The 14476-nt window shown below is 59.4% G+C and carries 12 protein-coding genes and 4 tRNA genes; 6 read left to right on the top strand and 10 right to left on the bottom strand.

Annotated features, from left to right (window positions below; translation table 11 throughout):
• Positions 1–14 precede the first annotated feature (14 nt).
• Both ACA072_RS24790 and ACA072_RS24795 read right to left on the bottom strand, forming a co-directional pair.
• Positions 15–1235: a benzoate/H(+) symporter BenE family transporter gene (locus tag ACA072_RS24790; protein WP_497621198.1), complete on the bottom strand. Its 1221-nt coding sequence runs from the start codon at positions 1233–1235 to the stop codon at positions 15–17.
• Entirely contained in the window at positions 1232–2596 is a 1365-nt protein-coding gene (locus tag ACA072_RS24795; RefSeq protein ID WP_497621200.1) for an aromatic acid/H+ symport family MFS transporter, read from the bottom strand. Before ACA072_RS24795 ends, ACA072_RS24790 begins: the two co-directional genes overlap by 4 nt.
• A 251-nt stretch (positions 2597–2847) precedes the next feature.
• On the opposite strand from ACA072_RS24795, the gene ACA072_RS24800 reads away from it, so the two are divergent.
• The 5 genes from ACA072_RS24800 to ACA072_RS24820 all read left to right on the top strand — a co-directional run bounded on the left by ACA072_RS24800 (position 2848) and on the right by ACA072_RS24820 (position 6299).
• Positions 2848–3474, top strand: a complete 627-nt coding sequence (locus tag ACA072_RS24800) for a DUF1780 domain-containing protein (RefSeq protein ID WP_109634930.1) — start codon at positions 2848–2850, stop codon at positions 3472–3474.
• Positions 3471–3998, top strand: a complete 528-nt coding sequence (locus ACA072_RS24805) for an MOSC domain-containing protein (RefSeq protein ID WP_497621201.1) — start codon at positions 3471–3473, stop codon at positions 3996–3998. The genes ACA072_RS24800 and ACA072_RS24805 overlap by 4 nt, the downstream gene beginning before the upstream one ends.
• Positions 3999–4050: 52 nt before the next feature.
• Positions 4051–4224, top strand: coding sequence for a DUF3094 domain-containing protein (locus ACA072_RS24810; protein WP_008028730.1), 174 nt, complete (start codon positions 4051–4053; stop codon positions 4222–4224).
• 60 nt (positions 4225–4284) lie between these two features.
• Positions 4285–5583, top strand: a complete 1299-nt coding sequence (locus tag ACA072_RS24815; RefSeq protein ID WP_497621202.1) for an NAD(P)/FAD-dependent oxidoreductase — start codon at positions 4285–4287, stop codon at positions 5581–5583.
• 317 nt (positions 5584–5900) lie between these two features.
• The gene (locus tag ACA072_RS24820; RefSeq protein ID WP_010467563.1) at positions 5901–6299 is read left to right on the top strand and encodes an HvfA family oxazolone/thioamide-modified RiPP metallophore; all 399 of its coding nucleotides are present in this window, start codon (positions 5901–5903) and stop codon (positions 6297–6299) included.
• 61 nt (positions 6300–6360) lie between these two features.
• On the opposite strand, the gene ACA072_RS24825 is transcribed toward ACA072_RS24820, so the two are convergent.
• The 8 genes from ACA072_RS24825 to rluD all read right to left on the bottom strand — a co-directional run bounded on the left by ACA072_RS24825 (position 6361) and on the right by rluD (position 13247).
• Positions 6361–7986, bottom strand: coding sequence for a methyl-accepting chemotaxis protein (locus ACA072_RS24825; protein WP_497621203.1), 1626 nt, complete (start codon positions 7984–7986; stop codon positions 6361–6363).
• A gap of 166 nt (positions 7987–8152) precedes the next feature.
• A tRNA-Pro gene (locus ACA072_RS24830) sits at positions 8153–8229 on the bottom strand.
• A 95-nt stretch (positions 8230–8324) separates the two neighbouring features.
• Positions 8325–8400: transfer RNA gene (locus tag ACA072_RS24835), tRNA-Lys, on the bottom strand.
• Positions 8401–8405: 5 nt separating this feature from the next.
• Positions 8406–8482: transfer RNA gene (locus tag ACA072_RS24840), tRNA-Pro, on the bottom strand.
• Positions 8483–8491: 9 nt separating this feature from the next.
• A tRNA-Asn gene (locus tag ACA072_RS24845) sits at positions 8492–8567 on the bottom strand.
• 300 nt (positions 8568–8867) lie between these two features.
• Positions 8868–11432 carry an ATP-dependent chaperone ClpB gene (gene clpB, locus ACA072_RS24850; protein ID WP_461955766.1) on the bottom strand — a complete coding sequence of 855 codons (2565 nt, stop codon included), beginning with the start codon at positions 11430–11432 and terminating at the stop codon, positions 8868–8870.
• Positions 11433–11562: 130 nt separating this feature from the next.
• Positions 11563–12288: a peptidoglycan editing factor PgeF gene (pgeF, locus tag ACA072_RS24855; RefSeq protein ID WP_497621204.1), complete on the bottom strand. Its 726-nt coding sequence runs from the start codon at positions 12286–12288 to the stop codon at positions 11563–11565.
• The gene (gene rluD, locus ACA072_RS24860; RefSeq protein WP_007942311.1) at positions 12285–13247 is read right to left on the bottom strand and encodes a 23S rRNA pseudouridine(1911/1915/1917) synthase RluD; all 963 of its coding nucleotides are present in this window, start codon (positions 13245–13247) and stop codon (positions 12285–12287) included. The genes pgeF and rluD overlap by 4 nt, the downstream gene beginning before the upstream one ends.
• A 151-nt stretch (positions 13248–13398) precedes the next feature.
• Between rluD and ACA072_RS24865 the strand changes: the two genes are divergently transcribed.
• Entirely contained in the window at positions 13399–14421 is a 1023-nt protein-coding gene (locus tag ACA072_RS24865; RefSeq protein WP_497621206.1) for an outer membrane protein assembly factor BamD, read from the top strand.
• Positions 14422–14476: the final 55 nt, after the last annotated feature.

Consider the following 14476-nt stretch of genomic DNA (forward strand, 5'->3'; position numbering starts at 1 on the left):
TTCTTCTCTTATTTTTATTGATCGACAGGTTGAAGTGCTTCAGCCGCAGCGGATTCGCGGCGGGAAACGGGACGGCGGGCGTTTAACAACACATGCGTGACCATGCCGAAAATCAGCCCCCAAAAAGCGGCGGACAAACCCAGCAACGACATGCCCGACGCGGTGGTCAGAAAGGTCACAAGCGCGGCTTCGCGATCACTCGGTACGGCCATCGCGCCGGCCAACGCCCCGGCAATCGCAGCGAACAGCGCCAACCCGGCCAGGGCCGCGATCAATTCCTTGGGGAACGCCGAAAACAGTGAAACCAGGGTGGCGCCGAAGATCCCCAGCACCAGGTAACACAGCCCGCCGACAACCCCGGCCACATAGCGTTTGCCGGGATCTTCATGGGCCTCGCGCCCGGTACAAATCGCTGCGGTGATTGCCGCCAGATTCAGCCCGTGACAACCGAACGGTGCCAGCAGCGCTGTGCCCAACGCACTGCTGGCGATGATCGGGCCGGCCGGCGTGGCGTAACCACTGGCGCGCAGCACCGTCATGCCGGGCACAAACTGGCCGGTCAGTGCCACCATCACCAGGGGCAAGGCGATATTCAGCGTCGCGCTCAGGCTGAACACGGGCGTTATCCACACCGGCGTGGCCAAACCGATCACCAAGGCTTCGCTGTGCAAATCACCTCCGAGAAAAGCCATCGAGCAACCCATCAGCAACACCATCACCACCGCATAACGGGGCATCAGCCGTTTGCAGATCAGGTACGTGGCAAACATCGCCAGCACCAGCAACGGTTTGCCCTGCAGCGACACGAACAACCCGGTGCCGAAGCTGAACAGAATCCCCGCCAGCATCGCCGCCGCAATCGCAGCGGGCAGTTTGCCAATGATCCGGTCAAAGGCACCCGACACCCCGACCAGGAAAATAATCAGACTGCTGACCAGATAGGCGCCCACCGCTTCCGGCATGGAGATCCCCGGCAACAACGCCACCAGCAACGCCGAGCCCGGCGCCGACCACGCGATGATCACCGGCACGCGGTAACGCAGGCTCAGACCGATGCCAAGCACGGCGCTGCCGATCGAAATCGCCCAGACCCAGGACGACAACACCTCCCGCGAGAGATGCGCCGCCTCGGCCGCCTGAAAGATGATCACCAACGGCCCGGCGTAGGAAATCACCGTGGCGATGAAACCGGCGACGGCCGCTGACAGGGAAAAGTCCTGGAATAACCTTTTCATGAAGCCTCGCCGACAGCCCCGTCAGGCGACCCGTGCAAACCCGGTAACGGTTGTCGGGCACTGCGCCGGCTGCTGATGGCGAACACGGTCATGGCAATCGCGGCCACCGCACCCGGCAAGGCAAAGGCCATGAAGTTCAGTTGCAGCGGCAGGCTGATCCCGAGTAACGCACCGCCCAGCAAGGGTCCGACGATGGCGCCGTTGCGTCCGATACCCGACGCCCAACCCAGACCGGTGGAGCGAATGGTCATGGAGTAGAACTGCGCGGCGCAGGCGTACAACAGAATCTGCGAGCCAATGGTGGTGGCGCCGGCAATGGCGATCAGCAGGTACAACACTGGCGTCGGGCTGTTGAAACCCAGCAAGGTGATCGACACGGCCGCCACGGCGAAGAACACCGCCAACACCCGCGGCAGGTTGAGTTTGTCCCCCAGCACACCGCCGCCAACCGCGCCGAAAATGGCACCGAAGTTGAGCACCAGCAGGAACGACAGACTCGATCCCAGGCTGTAACCGGCGTTGGCCATCAATTTTGGCAGCCAGGAACTCAGTGCGTAGACCATCAGCAGACAGCAGAAGAACGCCAGCCACAGCATCAGCGTGCGCAGCGCGCGACCCTCGCGGAACAATTGCAGGACCGGGGTGCCGGTGCCCTTCACTTCGCTCATGTGCAACAGATCGCTGGCGTGGGCGACGTAAGCCGGATCAATCCGTTCCAGAATGTTGCGCGCCTCTGCATTGCGGCCCTGACGCAGCATGAAACCCACCGACTCGGGCAGGAAGTACATGATCAACGGCAACAACAGCAACGGCAGCACCGCTACGTAAAACACCGATTGCCAGCCAAAACTCGGGATCAGCACGATCCCGAGTCCCGCCGAGAGCATGCCGCCCACCGAGTAGCCGCTAAACATGATCGCCACCAGCGTGCTGCGGATTTTCTTCGGTGCGTACTCGTTCATCAGCGCCACGACGTTGGGCATCACCCCGCCGATGCCCAGGCCAGCGATGAACCGGCAAATGCCAAACTCGGTGGGGTTACGGGCAAAACCGTTGAGCACGGTAAAACCGCTGAAGAGCATTACGCAGATCGTGATGGCTTTTTTGCGGCCGATCTTGTCCGACAGCGGACCGAAGAACAGCGCGCCAAACATCATCCCGAACAGTGCGTAACTGCCCAGTGCGCCCGCTTGCAGGGGACTGAGCCCCCACTCTTTCATCAGCATCGGCAGCACCACGCCGTAGATCACCAAATCGTAACCGTCGAAGATGATGATCAGGGCACACCAGAACAGCACCATCCAGTGAAAGCGGTTGAATCGTGCGTTGTCGATAACCTCATGTACGTCAATCTTGCGCATGGCATTTATCTCTTGTTGTTGTTTTTTTAGAGCGTCGGTAACGCGGCGAACGTCCGTACAGCCGAGGGTAGAGGCGCCAGGCACGGCGCAATATCCGCTTTGCGCAGATCGCTATCCGTTTTGTGCGTTGCCCTGAACCGGGCGCGGGATGAGAATTGGCGCGGGCTTGGCGCGCCGCAGATCCGGCAGATCTGACCTTCTCCGATAAACTGACTTCTTTGCGATCGCATTTGAACGCTAAGCTTGGGCCTATGGATGACTCAGATTATTTACGCCTGCTGACCATCGCGGCCGAGCAAGCCAACGCGTTCTTGTCCAATGCCCGCAAATGGGAGCGTGAGCGTTGGGTCTGCCAACGCCTGCTGCAAGGCCTGAACATTCCCTATCGCGCCGACGAGTTCGCCCCCGCCGGGGAGCCGCCGGACGTGCTGTTTCGTGACGCCAGTTTCGAGGTGTTCTTCGTCCTCGACGAAGGCCGGCGCCTCAACGACGAATGGCGCGATGAGCTGCAACGCCGGCGCAGTGCGTTTTCCCTGAGCCAGCTCGTGCGTCGCGAGGCCAAGCCCCGGCGCATTCCGGCCAACGAGTTTCTGCTGAGACTGGCGCCGACCTTGCGTAAAAAAGCGCACAACTACAAAGAACGCGGCATGGACCTGGGGGAACTCGACATCATCGCGTTCGCCAGCCTCAAGCGTGAGGTGCTGGACCTCAACAGCCATTTCCCGCCACCGACCGAATACTTGCGTCAGGGCTGGCGTTCGCTGTCGCTGGTCGGCCCGACGTTCGCACGGGTGCTGTTCGCCCACCCGGACGCGCCGGATTTCCTGCGCAACAACCTGGGTCGCAGCATCGTTTTTGACGTCGGGATCAGCCTGTGAGCCCTTTGCAGGAGTTAATCGCCGAAGTACCGCAAACCGGCCGCGTGCGCTGGATCGGCGTGCGCCCGGAACCTCATGTGCCGATGATCGAACTGGATGCCGTAGAAGCACGACTTGAAGCCGGCCTGACCGGCGATCGAGCCCGCCCCGGTGTGCGTAACGCGCGGCAGGTGACGTTGATTCAGTGGGAACACTTGGCGGTAATCAGTTCGCTGATGGGCCGCCCGGACGATAAGCCGATATTGCCTGATGATTTGCGGCGCAACCTCGTTATCAGCGGTATCAACCTGTTCAGCCTCAAGGGTCGGCGCTTCCGCATCGGCCAGGCGATTTTCGAAACCACCGGCTGGTGCCAGCCGTGCGCACGCCTGCAGAACAACCTCGGCCCCGGGACGTTTCAAGCGGTTCGCGGACATGGCGGAATCACCGCCCGGGTGTTACAAGGTGGAATCATTCGCCTGGACGACACGGTGAGCGTCGAGCCTGTTCCAGCCAGCGGCTATGCTCCGTTCAACGTTCGTTGAATCAGCCTGTAGCTTCTACACCTTCAGCAACGTCTACCTGACGAGGCCCAAAATGACCAGCCGCCTGAACCCAGACGACCAGAAACATGTCGAAGAGTACCTGCACCTGTCCCAGCACCGAGTCGAGCGCCGGCCTTTTCGGCCGTGGATGCTCCTGGTGGTGGTGTTGGCAGTGACCATTGGTTTAGGCCTGTTGAGCCGCTTTATCAGTTACCTGACGCTATGAGCTGCATCGCGCTCGCTCGGGTAATTGCACCGATTTCTTTTAGCCTTGCGAGATATCCCTATGACTCATCGTATTGTCATCGTTGGCGGCGGCGCCGGCGGTCTGGAGTTGGCTACCCGTCTGGGTAAGACTCTGGGCAAACGTGGCACGGCCAGTGTGATGCTGGTCGACGCGAACCTGACCCACATCTGGAAGCCGTTGCTGCACGAAGTGGCGGCCGGGTCGCTGAACTCTTCCGAAGACGAACTCAACTATGTTGCCCAGGCGAAATGGAACCACTTCGAGTTCCAGCTGGGGCGCATGAGCGGGCTCGATCGCACGCAGAAGAAAATCCAGCTGGCCGCCACCTATGACGAAGCCGGCCTGGAACTGGTCCCGGCGCGTGAAGTGGCTTACGACTCGCTGGTGATTGCCGTCGGCAGCACCACCAACGATTTCGGCACTCAAGGCGCGGCGCAGCATTGCCTGTTCCTCGACACGCGCAAACAGGCTGAGCGTTTCCATCAGCAATTGCTCAATCACTACCTGCGCGCCCATGCCGGACAGACCGACAAGGTCGAGCAGATCAGTGTCGCCATCGTTGGCGCGGGTGCCACCGGGGTCGAGTTGGCCGCTGAGCTGCACAACGCCGCGCACGAGCTGGCGGCCTATGGCCTGGATCGAATCAAACCGGAAAACATGCACATCACCCTGATCGAAGCCGGCCCACGGGTGCTGCCAGCCCTGCCGGAACGCATCGGCGGGCCTGTGCATAAAACTCTGGAAAAACTCGGGGTCAACGTCATGACCAATGCCGCGGTCAGCGAAGTAACCGCCGACAGCCTGATCACCGCCGACGGCAAAGTGATCAACGCCAGCCTGAAAGTCTGGGCCGCCGGCATTCGTGCACCGGGTTTCCTCAAGGACATCGATGGCCTGGAAACCAATCGCATCAACCAGCTGCAAGTGCTGCCAACCCTGCAAACCACCCGCGACGAGAACATCTTCGCCTTCGGTGACTGCGCGGCCTGTCCGCAACCGGGCACCGACCGCAACGTACCGCCGCGCGCCCAGGCCGCGCATCAGCAGGCTTCGTTACTGGCCAAATCGCTGAAACTGCGGATCGAAGGCAAGGCGTTGCCAGAATACAAGTACACCGATTACGGCTCGCTGATTTCGCTGTCGCGTTTTTCAGCTGTGGGTAACTTGATGGGCAACCTTACCGGGAGCGTGATGCTCGAGGGCTGGCTGGCGCGGATGTTTTACGTGTCGCTGTATCGCATGCACCAGATGGCGCTGTATGGCGCGTTTCGCACGGCGATGTTGATGTTGGGCAGCAAGATCGGGCGCGGGACTGAGCCGCGACTCAAACTGCACTAACTCGGTTTAGTGTGGGAGCGGGCTTGCTCGCGAAATCGGTGGTTCAGACAACAATTATGTCGACTGACACTCCCTCTTCGCGAGCAAGCCCGCTCCCACATTTGCTCTCTATCAACCTGAAGATGTGTCTCACTGTATCTCCCGCCACGAATTCCCCCCTTCGCTTACAAACTCCCCCCTTGCGCGACACAGTAGCGATACACCCTGCCCTTTAAATGGCCACATCCGAGCAAGGCAACTCGCCCGCTACGGTTATCGCCGCACTCACGTGGCGTCCTTTATCGAACGGTTGTGTCGTGCAACCCAGGAGTATTGAAATGTCCCGTACTACCAAAAACACTATTGGTCTGCTCGGCGCTGTTCTGGCCGGCGGCATGATGTTGTCCGGTTCCGTATTCGCTGCACAGCCGTTGACCCAGGGCTACCTTCTGGCGTCGGCTGAACAAGTGGTGAAAACCCCTGAGGGCAAGTGTGGCGAAGGCAAGTGTGGCGATGCGTCTATGGCGAAGACCGATACGGATGGCGACGGCAAGGTCTCCCGCGCCGAATTCCAGAAAGTCGCGCCGAAGTCCAACTTCGACAAGATCGACACCAACCATGACGGTTTCATCGACGAGCAAGAGGCTTACGACAACGTGAAAGCCAACTTCGAAGCCAACGGCAAGAAAATGCCAAAAGGTCTGTTCGAGCACTTGAAAGATCAAGACGGCGCCTAAGCTTCAAAGAACAAAACCGCGCGTTCCTTCGGGAAGCGCGGTTTTTTTTCATCTCGCGGATTTACACCTGGAAGCGCTGCACCATGGTTTGCAACGAATTGGCCAGCTGCGAAAGCTCATGGCTCGAAGTGCTGGTCTGATCCGCGCCGGCAGCGGAGCGCACCGACAAATCGCGGATGTTCACCAGGTTGCGATCGACTTCCCGCGCCACTTGCGCCTGTTCTTCAGCAGCACTGGCGATGACCAGGTTACGTTCGTGAATCTGATGCACCGACTCAGTGATGGTCTGCAACGCCTCGCCTGCACGCTCGGCCAGGGCCAGCGTGGTGGCCGCACGGGTCGAGCTGGCTTGCATGGACTCCAGCGCCAGAGTTGAGCCACTGCGCATGCCCTGGACCATCTGCTCGATTTCCTGGGTCGATTGCTGGGTGCGATACGCCAGCGCCCGTACTTCGTCGGCCACCACCGCAAACCCTCGACCGCTTTCTCCGGCCCGCGCCGCTTCGATGGCGGCGTTGAGCGCCAGCAGATTGGTTTGCTCGGCAATCGCCCGAATCACATCCAGCACCTTGCCGATGTCCTGCGACTGGTTGGCCAGGGACTGCACCAACCCGCCGGTAATCTGCACATCGCTGGCGAGTGCGCCGATGGCGGTCACCGTTTCGCTGACGCGTTCCTGGCCAGCGTGTGCGGACTCACTGGACTGGCGCGTGGCGTCGGAGGTCGACACGGCGTTGCGCGCGACCTCCTCCACGGCGGTGGTCATTTCAGTGACGGCGGTGGCGGCTTGTTCAATTTCGTTGTTCTGTTGTTGCAGGTTCTGCGTGCCGTCGAGGGTGACGGCGTTCAACTCGTCAGCTGCCGTGGCCAGTTGCGCCGCCGAGCCGCTGATACCTTGCAAGGTTTCCCGCAGGTTCTGTTGCATGGTCGCGAGGGCCTTGAGCAAGCGGCTCACTTCGTCATTGCCATGGGTTTCGATAGGGCGAGTCAGATCGCCTCGTGCTACGTTTTCTGCGGCGTGCAAGGCTTCGCCCAGGGGTTTGACGATGCTGCGGGTCAGCAGCATGGCCAGGCCAACGGTGGCCAAGGCTGCGAGGGCGATGAACAGGCTGACGATCATTCGCGATGTTTCGTAATGCGCTTCGGATTTCTCGCTCTCGGCGGCGACCTGTCTGGCGAACAGTTCGGCCAGGTCATTGAGCTGTTTACCGGAGCCATCGACCACGGTTTTCATGTCTATCAACAGCAGCTTTGTAAGTTCGTCACGACGTCCTTGCTCCGCCAGTGAGAACGATTGAGCAATGCCGGCACGATATGCCGCGAAGGTGGTTTTGAACTGGTCATACAGCGCCTTGCCTTCTACGGTGGTGACCAACTTGTCATAGGCCGCGATCTTTTCGCTCAGCTCTTTGTCGCGGGTGTCCATCTGGCCGCGATAGACAGAAATGTTCTTGGGGTCCTGATCGAGGGCCATGCGCAGGGAGATGGTGCGGATGCGCAACATGATCTCGCGGATCTCGTCACCGCCGCGGATACTCGGCAGCCATTGTTTCTCCACCGCTACTTCGCTGTCGCGAATGCTCGACATCTGCCCCAGTGCGAAAACCCCGAGCAAGGCGACCAACACGGCGATCAGGGCAAACCCCAAGGCGGCCCGAGGTGCGATATTCAACTGACGAAGCAACATAACGAACGCCCTATTGTTGTAATGGCCTGGATTAGGGGCGTTGTTTCGGCATTACCCCGTCGCCTCGTTATCGGCAAGTTGTACGATGACTGAAGTGTTTTTTCTTGAAGAGAAAAATCGAAGACAAAAAAAATCCCCGTATCTTTCGATACGAGGATTTTTAATATGGTCGGGGTAAGGGGATTCGAACTCCTGACATCCTGCTCCCAAAGCAGGCGCGCTACCGGACTGCGCTATACCCCGGTAAAAAAAAGGCACCTTTAAAAGGCGCCTTCTGCGAACAGAGCTTTTGGCGTCTGATCTTAAGATCTGATCCCAGCGTTAACTGGTTTCAAAAATGGTGGGTCGTGTGGGATTCGAACCTACGACCAATTGGTTAAAAGCCAACTGCTCTACCAACTGAGCTAACGACCCAAAAATGGTCGGGGTAAGGGGATTCGAACTCCTGACATCCTGCTCCCAAAGCAGGCGCGCTACCGGACTGCGCTATACCCCGGCTTGAAATTGGCTCCGTGACCAGGACTCGAACCTGGGACCCAATGATTAACAGTCATTTGCTCTACCGACTGAGCTATCACGGAACTACATATTTCAATTACAACGTTTGACGCTATGTTGCACTCTCTTCGACTCGTTCGCATCGCTGCGTTCGTGTGTCTGAGGCGCGCTATTCTACAATCTTAAGCACCTCTGTCAACCCCTTAAATTGCATTCAAGTTAATGATTTGCAACTTATTTCAGATTCCTGCTTGGGGAGCAGAAACCCTTGCGGGTGACTTACTGCGGGGCGCACTTTACAAGCCTTTTCCTTTCAGTTCAACAACCTGACGAAAAAAAGGCCTCGCGATGCGAGGCCTTGTTTATTTCACTGCCGTAACGGATCAGGCAAATACGATTTCGTCGTTTTCCACCGTGCCGACAGCGGTGTCGCCGGGCATGAATCGCCCCGACAAAATCAGCTGCGCCAGCGGGTTCTCGATCCAGCGCTGAATCGCCCGTTTGAGCGGCCGCGCGCCGTACACCGGGTCGTAACCCACCGCGATCAGCTTGTCCATGGCCTCTGGACTCAGCTCCAGTTTCAGCTCGCGCTCGGTCAGACGACTGCGCAGACGACCCAACTGGATCTCGGTAATGCCCGCGATCTGATCCCGCGCCAATGGCTCGAAGATCACCACTTCGTCGACCCGGTTGATGAACTCCGGCCGGAAGTGGGTGGAAATCGCATCCATCACCGCCGCACGTTGCGCCTCGCGATCACCGACCAGTTCCTGGATTTGCACCGAGCCCAGGTTGGAGGTCATGACGATCACGGTGTTCTTGAAATCCACCGTGCGGCCATGACTGTCGGTCAGGCGTCCATCTTCCAGCACTTGCAGCAAGATGTTGAACACATCCGGGTGGGCCTTCTCGACCTCGTCCAGGAGAATCACCGAGTAAGGCTTGCGACGCACCGCCTCAGTCAGGTAACCGCCCTCTTCATAGCCCACGTAGCCCGGTGGCGCACCAATCAGTCGGGCCACGGAATGTTTCTCCATGAACTCGGACATGTCGATCCGCACCATCGCCTCTTCGGTATCAAAGAGGAACTCGGCCAGCGCCTTGCACAGCTCGGTTTTACCGACACCGGTCGGGCCGAGGAACATGAACGAACCGCTCGGGCGATTCGGGTCGGACAACCCTGCCCGGGAACGCCGCACCGCGTTGGAAACGGCAATCACTGCTTCGTCCTGACCGATCACGCGCTGGTGCAACAGGCTTTCCATCTTCATCAGTTTGTCGCGCTCGCCTTCGAGCATTTTCGACACCGGAATGCCGGTCCACTTCGAAACGACTTCGGCGATTTCTTCCTCAGTCACCTTGCTGCGCAGTAACTGGTTCTCGCTTTTGCCGTGCTGATCGACCATTTGCAGGCTGCGTTCCAGGTCCGGGATGACCCCGTATTGCAGCTCGGCCATGCGGTTCAGATCGCCTTTACGGCGTGCGGCTTCCAGCTCCTGACGGGACTGTTCGATTTTCTGCTGGATCTGCGCAGAACCCTGGACTTCGGCTTTTTCCGAGTTCCAGATTTCTTCGAGGTCCGAATATTCACGCTCAAGGCGAACGATTTCCTCCTGGAGTTTTTCCAGGCGCTTGATCGCCGCTTCGTCGCTTTCTTTTTTCAGCGCCTGGGATTCCACCTTCAGCTGAATCAGACGGCGCTCCAAACGATCGAGTACTTCCGGCTTGGAGTCGATCTCCATTCGGATACGGCTGGCCGCTTCGTCGATCAGGTCGATGGCCTTATCCGGCAATTGTCGGTCCGTTATGTAGCGATGGCTGAGCTTGGCCGCGGCGATGATGGCGCCGTCGGTGATCGCCACCTTGTGGTGAACCTCATAACGCTCTTTGAGGCCACGCAGAATCGCGATGGTGTCTTCTTCGCTCGGCTCGTCCACCAGGACTTTCTGGAAGCGTCGTTCGAGGGCCGCGTCCTTCTCTATATATTGGCGGTACTCGTTGAGCGTGGTCGCGCCGACGCAGTGCAGCTCACCGCGAGCCAATGCAGGCTTGAGCATGTTGCCCGCGTCCATCGAGCCTTCGCCTTTACCGGCGCCGACCATGGTGTGCAGTTCGTCGATGAACAGAATGATCTGCCCTTCTTGCTTGGACAGCTCATTGAGCAAGGATTTGAGGCGCTCTTCGAACTCGCCACGGTACTTGGCACCGGCAATCAGCGACCCCATGTCCAGGGACAACAGGCGTTTGCCTTTCAGGCCATCAGGCACTTCACCGTTGATGATGCGCTGGGCCAGACCTTCGGCGATGGCGGTTTTACCCACGCCAGGTTCACCAATCAGCACCGGGTTGTTCTTGGTGCGGCGTTGCAGCACCTGAATGGTCCGGCGAATTTCGTCGTCACGGCCGATCACCGGATCGAGCTTGCCTTCTTCGGCACGCTTGGTCAGGTCGACGGTGTACTTATCCAGCGCCTGGCGCGACTCTTCGTGGTTGGCGTCGTTGACTGCTTCGCCGCCACGCAGGTTGTTGATCGCGTTTTCCAGAGCTTTTTTGCTCACGCCCTGGCCGAGCAGCAACTTGCCGAGCTTGCTGTTCTCGTCCATTGCCGCGAGCAATACCAGCTCACTGGAGATGAACTGGTCGCCCTTCTGCTGGGCCAGGCGATCGGCCTGGTTGAGCAGGCGCGCCAAGTCCTGCGACATGTTCACGTCGCCGGTCGGGTTCTGGATTTTCGGGAGCTGGTCGAGCTCTTTGGTCAGCTCTTTACGCAGGCTGTTGACGTCAAAACCGACCTGCATCAACAGGGGTTTGATCGAACCACCCTGCTGTTCAAGCATGGCTTGCATCAAGTGCGCCGGCTCGATGCCGGGATGGTCGAGGCCGACGGCCAGCGATTGGGCGTCGGATAGAGCTAACTGCAATTTGCTGGTTAAACGATCTATACGCATGGGTCACCTTCCTTTTGAGCAGGTCGGACCGATAAAACATCCTGAATGAAGAAACCTGCCAGATACCTCACTAGATGTGGTCGATTCTGGGAGTTTCAAGCGTCGTGACGTTGATGCAGGTCAGGCAAGTCTAGCGTTCGAGCCAGATCAGGGAGGCAAACCGGCCCGTTTGAGGACTGCGGCGGTAAGAAAAGAAGCGAGGATCGGTCACGGTGCAGAAGCCGCCGCCATAGACAGCGGTGACACCGCGTACTGCCAGACGCAAACGCGCCAGCTCGTAGATGTCGGCCATGAATTTGCCAGCATTTTGACTGGGCACAAAGGCCTTGGCCGCTTCGGGCAGTTGCTGGACGAAGGTCTCGCGCACTTCCGGGCCGACTTCAAACGCTTGCGGGCCAATGGCCGGACCGAGCCAGACCAGCACGTCTTCCGCTGGCACGGCCAGACTGTCGAGGGTGGCTTCCAGTACACCCGCGGCCAATCCACGCCAACCGGCATGGGCCGCTGCTACGCGAGTGCCGGCACGGTCGCAAAACAATGCGGGCAGACAATCGGCTGTCATCGCCGTGCAGGCGATTCCGGGCGTGGCAGTCCAGCTGGCGTCGGCGGTGGCCGTGATGCCTGGGTCCGAGTGGGCCACGACAATGCCGTGAACCTGCTTTAACCAGGCCGGCTGAATAGAGAAATGATCGGTAAGGCGCTGGCGGTTTTCGGCAACAGCTTCGGGGCTGTCGTCGACGTGATCGCCGAGATTGAGGCTGTCGAACGGCGCCAGACTGACGCCGCCCGCACGGGTGGTCACACAGGCTTTCACCCCGGCAGGCGCAGGCCAGTCGGGAATCAGCCAGTCACTCATCCGATGAACGCCTCACGGTCTTGCTTGAGCAGGGTCAGCAACCAGACGAAGTCGTCCGGCAGTGGCGACTCCCAACTCATGCGTTTACCGGTGGTCGGGTGATCCAGCTCTAGGAACCGCGCATGCAGGGCCTGACGCGGGAACGCCTTCAACGATTCGACCATGGTCACACTGGCTGCCGGCGGAATGCGGAAACGACCGCCGTAGGCAGGATCTCCGACCAGCGGGTAGTTGATGTGGGCCATGTGCACACGAATCTGGTGAGTACGACCGGTTTCCAGCTTCACCCGCACGTGAGTGTGGGAGCGGAAACGCTCGAGCACGCGGTAATGGCTGACGGCTTGCTTGCCACCTTCCATCACGGCCATGCGCTGGCGTTGCTGGCCGTGACGACCGATCGGCGCGTTGATCTTGCCGCCGGCAGTCACCACACCGATCACGATGCATTCGTAGATCCGGCTTACGCTGCGGCTCTGCAATTGCGTGACAAGCTGTGTCTGCGCCTGAATGGTCTTGGCCACCACCATCAGACCGGTGGTGTCCTTGTCGAGGCGATGCACGATACCGGCGCGGGGCACATTGATAATGTCCGGCACGTGGTGCAGCAAGGCGTTGAGCAAGGTGCCATCGGCGTGACCGGCGGCAGGATGCACCACCAGGCCCGCAGGTTTGTTGATCACCAGGATGTCGTCGTCTTCATAGACGATGTCCAGCTCGATGTCTTGAGCGATCCATTCGCCCTGAGCTTCCTGCTCGGCAGTCAGCTCAAGAATGGCGCCACCATGAACGATGTCTCGCGGGCGGATAACCGCCCCATCCACAGTCAGGCGGCCGTCTTTGATCCAGGCGGAAAGGCGCGAGCGCGAGTGCTCAGCGAATAATTGTGCGGCGACTTGATCGAGGCGTTGGCCGCCCAATTCGGACGGCACCTCTGCGCGAAGTTCAATTTTATCGGACATGCTCAGACTAGGCGTCGGCACAGCCTTTGGTTTCGGCTGCGCGCTTGTGGTTAAATACGGCGTCTTTTGCCCCGAGGCTATTCAACGGGGCGCTCATCATAACAGGACGGCCCCGCCCAAGACAGCGGCCGTCATAGGGACGCAAGCCGCCATGCAAGTGAAACACCTGCTGCTGATCGCCATCCTCGCATTGACCGCTGCTTGCTCATCGAAGGAAGTCGTAGACGAAAACCTTAGCGAAGTCGAGCTGTACCAGCAGGCTCAGACTGACCTGGACAACAATAGCTACACCGCCGCCACAGCCAAGCTGAAGGCGCTGGAGTCGCGTTATCCGTTCGGGCGCTACGCCGATCAGGCTCAACTCGAGCTGATCTACGCCAACTACAAAAACGCCGAGCCTGAGGCTGCCAAGTCTGCTGCAGAGCGTTTCATTCGTTTGCACCCACAGCATCCGAACGTGGATTATGCGTATTACCTCAAGGGTCTGACCTCCTTCGACCAGGACGTCGGCCTGCTGTCGCGCTTCCTGCCGCTGGACATGACCAAGCGTGACCCGGGTGCCGCTCGCGACTCGTACAACGAGTTCGCCCAGCTGACCAGCCGCTTCCCGAACAGCCGCTACTCGCCGGACGCCAAGCAGCGCATGATCTACCTGCGCAACCTGCTGGCGGCCTACGAGATTCACGTTGCCGACTACTACCTGACCCGTCAGGCTTATGTCGCCGCCGCGAACCGTGGCCGTTATGTGGTGGAAAACTTCCAGGAAACCCCTTCGGTCGGTGACGGCCTGGCGGTGATGACCGAAGCCTACCAGCGTCTGCACCTGGACGACCTGGCAGCCACTAGCCTCGAAACCCTGAAGCTCAACTACCCGAACCACCCAACCCTGGTGGACGGTCAGTTCAAGCCTTCGGTCGACGAAGCCGACAACCGTTCGTGGCTGAGCAAGGCCACTTTGGGCCTGATCGAATCCCGTCCGCCGCTGCCGCCGGGCGAAACCCGCGCCAACCAGGACGTGCAGAAGCAGTTCCAGGATGCCAAGGACGCAATTCCGAACGATCTCAAGCCTAAAGATGCAGATGGCGACGTGATCGAAGAAGAGGAACACGAAGCGCTAGGCAACAACGAAGACCGCTCGTGGTTCAGCTACATGACCTTCGGCGTGTTCGACTGACACACCGGGTTGTGCAAAAAGGGAGACTCTTGAGTCTCCCTTTTTTATTGCGCTG

The sequence above is a fragment of the Pseudomonas sp. LBUM1656 genome (genome assembly GCF_059716065.1).